Consider the following 3,409-nt stretch of genomic DNA (forward strand, 5'->3'; position numbering starts at 1 on the left):
GATTTATCTCCGTTGTCTTCTTCAGGTTTTATCCAAAACTTTTCAGTTTTTTCAAAAAATTAAAAATAATTTAGTGTTTGGCCTTACTTAACGGAATCCATTAAGACTTAGGACGCTTCACACCGTACTTAGAACGACCTTGTTTACGGTCATTTACGCCAGCACAGTCTAGTGCGCCGCGAACAGTGTGGTAACGCACACCTGGAAGGTCTTTAACACGACCACCACGGATTAGAACAACTGAGTGCTCTTGAAGGTTGTGACCTTCACCGCCGATGTACGATGTAACTTCGAAGCCGTTTGTCAGACGTACACGACAAACTTTACGAAGTGCTGAGTTAGGTTTTTTAGGTGTAGTAGTGTAAACACGAGTACATACACCACGTTTTTGTGGGCACGCTTCTAGTGCAGGCACGTTGCTTTTAACAACTTGCTTTGCACGTGGCTTACGTACCAACTGGTTAATAGTTGCCATTAACTAGCTCCTGATTTACTTGAAAGTAAGCTTTGTGAAAAATCTATCCCCAACTGCCAATGCAGTTAGGGACGCAAAATTCTATGCAGCAGTGAGAGGTGTGTCAAGAAATATACGGATCTTTTTTGTTCAATTAGAACAATTCATCCGTAAAGCTTTGTCGACAGCAAATCTTGTTCAATCCCAAGTTAGGGATTTATCCTGTTTTGCTGTTAGTTCAACGAAGCCTGAATAATTCACAATCGTCAGCGATGGACTGATACGATTTGCAATACCGCGAGCTTGTGCATCGCTCTCTAACACAAATACGCTGCGGTTTTTTAGGTGGGAAAATGCGTTATGTTGCGAGTTAGCAGCGTACACTGCATCTTCTATAAGTAAGATGTCATCCTGTTCACTGCATAAAGGCATAGCGTCTTCTAGAGCAGAGACTGTTTTTATGATGTGTAACATAACTTCCTCAAAAAGACAGTAGCTTGCCAGCGTGTTGTAACTTATCTTTGAGCTGTTCTGAGCTTAACGCTTGGGCTTCAATGACTAAATCCGCTTGCGCCAAACCTCGCTGGGTTAACGACTCTAAACACACAAAGACTTGTTCGATGTCGTATAAATCGAAAAGCTTTAACATCGGCGCGTAATCTTTACTCAAAATATTGTTGGGGTCTTGTCCGAGTAGAAGCTGGTATACCCCGTCACCCATGAAAATGACGCTGATATCTTCACAGTAAGCCGACGCGGCTAACAGTGCATCCACACCTTCACGACCAGCTGCACTGCCATGTGGCGCACTACGAAATAGATAAGTTAACTGACTCAAAACTGTACCACTCTGTCTTGGGTTAACATCGCTTCAGCTAGGCTACCTAAGCCTGCTTGTTCAAAACCATCGGCTAGATTGTTCTGAACCAAACCATGTTGATTCGCTTCTTCTTCACTTACAATCCCGCGACGCAAAGCGGCCGCGACACAAGTTTCTAGGCGAACACCATGCTCTTTAGCCAAAGACTGCCACGCCTTATTGAGATCAAATTCATCGTTGGCTGGCACACTCAAAGCAGTACCATTAGTCACACCATCTTGATAAAAGAAGACGCTCACTAGCTGATGGCCTTGCTCTATCAACGCTTTGGCGAACTGATAAGCACTGCGCGCTGACTGGCTGCCATAAACGGGACCATTCACCACTAACGTGTAAGTCAGTTTACTCACCTTTCATCATCCTCGGTTTTACGTTGACGAATGTACAAGTAAACGGTGTGTTTTGAAATATTAAGGCGATCCGCAACACGGTTGATGGCATCTTTAATATCGAAGATACCTTTGTCGTACAACTCCATCACGATCTGGCGATTTTTGGTGTTGTTAGACACGGATTTATCCGCATTGATCTCTTCGATGGTGCGTTCAACAGTTTGGTCCACCAGCTCTTCTACGTCACTAGCAAAGTTGACCGAGGAAGCCGCTTCTTTCGCTTCTTGCGTCGGCATGAAAGACTGAAGAACTTGCGAGAAAGGCGCATCCAAGTTGACGTTGATACACAACAAACCAATCACGCGATTTTCGCCATTACGAATGGCGACAGTAATCGACTTCATCAACACGCCACCTTTTGCACGGGTAAAGTACGAACGTGAGAAGTTGCGCTCCGAGCCTTCGATGTCTTTTAGCATCTTAAGCGCTAAATCAGTGATTGGTGAGCCGACTTGGCGCCCCGTATTTTCACCGTTAGCGATTTTAATTGCAGAGGTATTTAAGTCTTCTAGAGAGTGAAGAACGATTTCACAAAATGGACCTATCAGGCTGGCGATACCATCCACGACCGCCTCATAAGATCTTAAAATGATTTTGTCGTGCTCGGTAAACGGCATCACGTTAACGGATTCCATTTCGAGCAACATCTCCGCGTTTATTGTTTCTGTAGTTGTCATAAGCCTTCGAGCGAAAAATCAACAAATTGGTGTAAGTTTATCAGAAAATTTGAAAAGCAACCTAGCAAACTCACCAACTAGTGACCTAGAACAAAAAAGGCCCGTTAAACGGACCTTTTTCAATAACTTATCGCAGCTTATTGTTATTGCTCTGCGTTGTCGTTCTCAACTTTTAGCAGCTCAACTTCAAATACTAGCGTTGAGTTAGCAGGAATGCTTGGTGTGTCTTGGTCACCGTATGCTAGCTCTGGCGGGATAACGAATTTGAATTTAGAACCCACAGGCATTAGCTGAACACCCTCTGTCCAACCTGGGATTACACGGTTAAGTGGGAACGTTGCAGGTTCACCACGATCGTATGAGCTGTCGAACTGAGTACCGTCGATCAGAGTACCTTTGTAGTGTACTTGAACCGTATCAGTGTCTTTTGGCTTCTCACCTTCAGCTGGTGTCATTACTTGGTATAGAAGACCTGTATCTGTCTTCACTACGCCTTCTTGCTTCTCAAACTCAGCACGGAAATCATCGCCAGCTTTTTTCGCTTCAGCTGCTTTCTCAGCCGCTTGTGCTTGCATCTTTTCTGCAACACGCTTGTCTAGAGATTCTAGTGCTGCACGTGTTTCTTCTTCATTCAATTCAGCATTGCCTTTGAAGACGTCTTCGATACCTTTTAGTACCAAATCTTTGTTAAGATTAATGCCGATTTCGCTTGGCTTGTCGATGCTTGTGCTTAGGTAGTTAGCAAATGAAACACCGATTGCGTATGCCGCTTTGTCGTCGTCGGTTTTAAAGTGAACCGCTTTACCGGTTTCTGCTTGAACTTGTTCTGCTTGAGGTGCGGTCTCTGTTTTAGTTTCTTCTTTCTGACAACCTACCGCTAGCATAACTGTTGCAGCAAGTAGCGACACTTTTAAAACTGATTTCATTAAATTCTCCCAATAATGGCTCTGCCATTGGTTGTTGTGCACAAATCTTCTATGAGACTAGTGAAGACAATCGTTATACC

At 44.0% G+C, this 3,409-nt stretch carries 6 protein-coding genes; all 6 read right to left on the bottom strand.

What is annotated here, in order from left to right; all coding sequences use genetic code 11:
* Window positions 1-100 precede the first annotated feature (100 nt).
* The gene (rpsL, locus tag CAG68_RS00810; RefSeq protein ID WP_004399892.1) at window positions 101-475 is read right to left on the bottom strand and encodes a 30S ribosomal protein S12; all 375 of its coding nucleotides are present in this window, start codon (window positions 473-475) and stop codon (window positions 101-103) included.
* Window positions 476-652: 177 nt separating this feature from the next.
* Window positions 653-928: a sulfurtransferase complex subunit TusB gene (gene tusB / locus CAG68_RS00815; RefSeq protein ID WP_042523643.1), complete on the bottom strand. Its 276-nt coding sequence runs from the start codon at window positions 926-928 to the stop codon at window positions 653-655.
* 7 nt (window positions 929-935) lie between these two features.
* Window positions 936-1,292, bottom strand: coding sequence for a sulfurtransferase complex subunit TusC (gene tusC / locus CAG68_RS00820; protein WP_054730477.1), 357 nt, complete (start codon window positions 1,290-1,292; stop codon window positions 936-938).
* The gene (tusD, locus tag CAG68_RS00825; protein WP_017633744.1) at window positions 1,289-1,684 is read right to left on the bottom strand and encodes a sulfurtransferase complex subunit TusD; all 396 of its coding nucleotides are present in this window, start codon (window positions 1,682-1,684) and stop codon (window positions 1,289-1,291) included. The genes tusC and tusD overlap by 4 nt, the downstream gene beginning before the upstream one ends.
* Window positions 1,681-2,403, bottom strand: coding sequence for a helix-turn-helix transcriptional regulator (locus CAG68_RS00830; RefSeq protein WP_005382804.1), 723 nt, complete (start codon window positions 2,401-2,403; stop codon window positions 1,681-1,683). The genes tusD and CAG68_RS00830 overlap by 4 nt, the downstream gene beginning before the upstream one ends.
* Window positions 2,404-2,546: 143 nt before the next feature.
* Entirely contained in the window at window positions 2,547-3,329 is a 783-nt protein-coding gene (fkpA, locus tag CAG68_RS00835) for an FKBP-type peptidyl-prolyl cis-trans isomerase (protein WP_017821751.1), read from the bottom strand.
* Between the last annotated feature and the right edge of the window lie 80 nt (window positions 3,330-3,409).

The organism is Vibrio sp. V42_P2S4T144, from assembly GCF_009904715.1.
In the GTDB taxonomy this organism is placed as follows: Bacteria; Pseudomonadota; Gammaproteobacteria; order Enterobacterales; family Vibrionaceae; genus Vibrio; species Vibrio alginolyticus.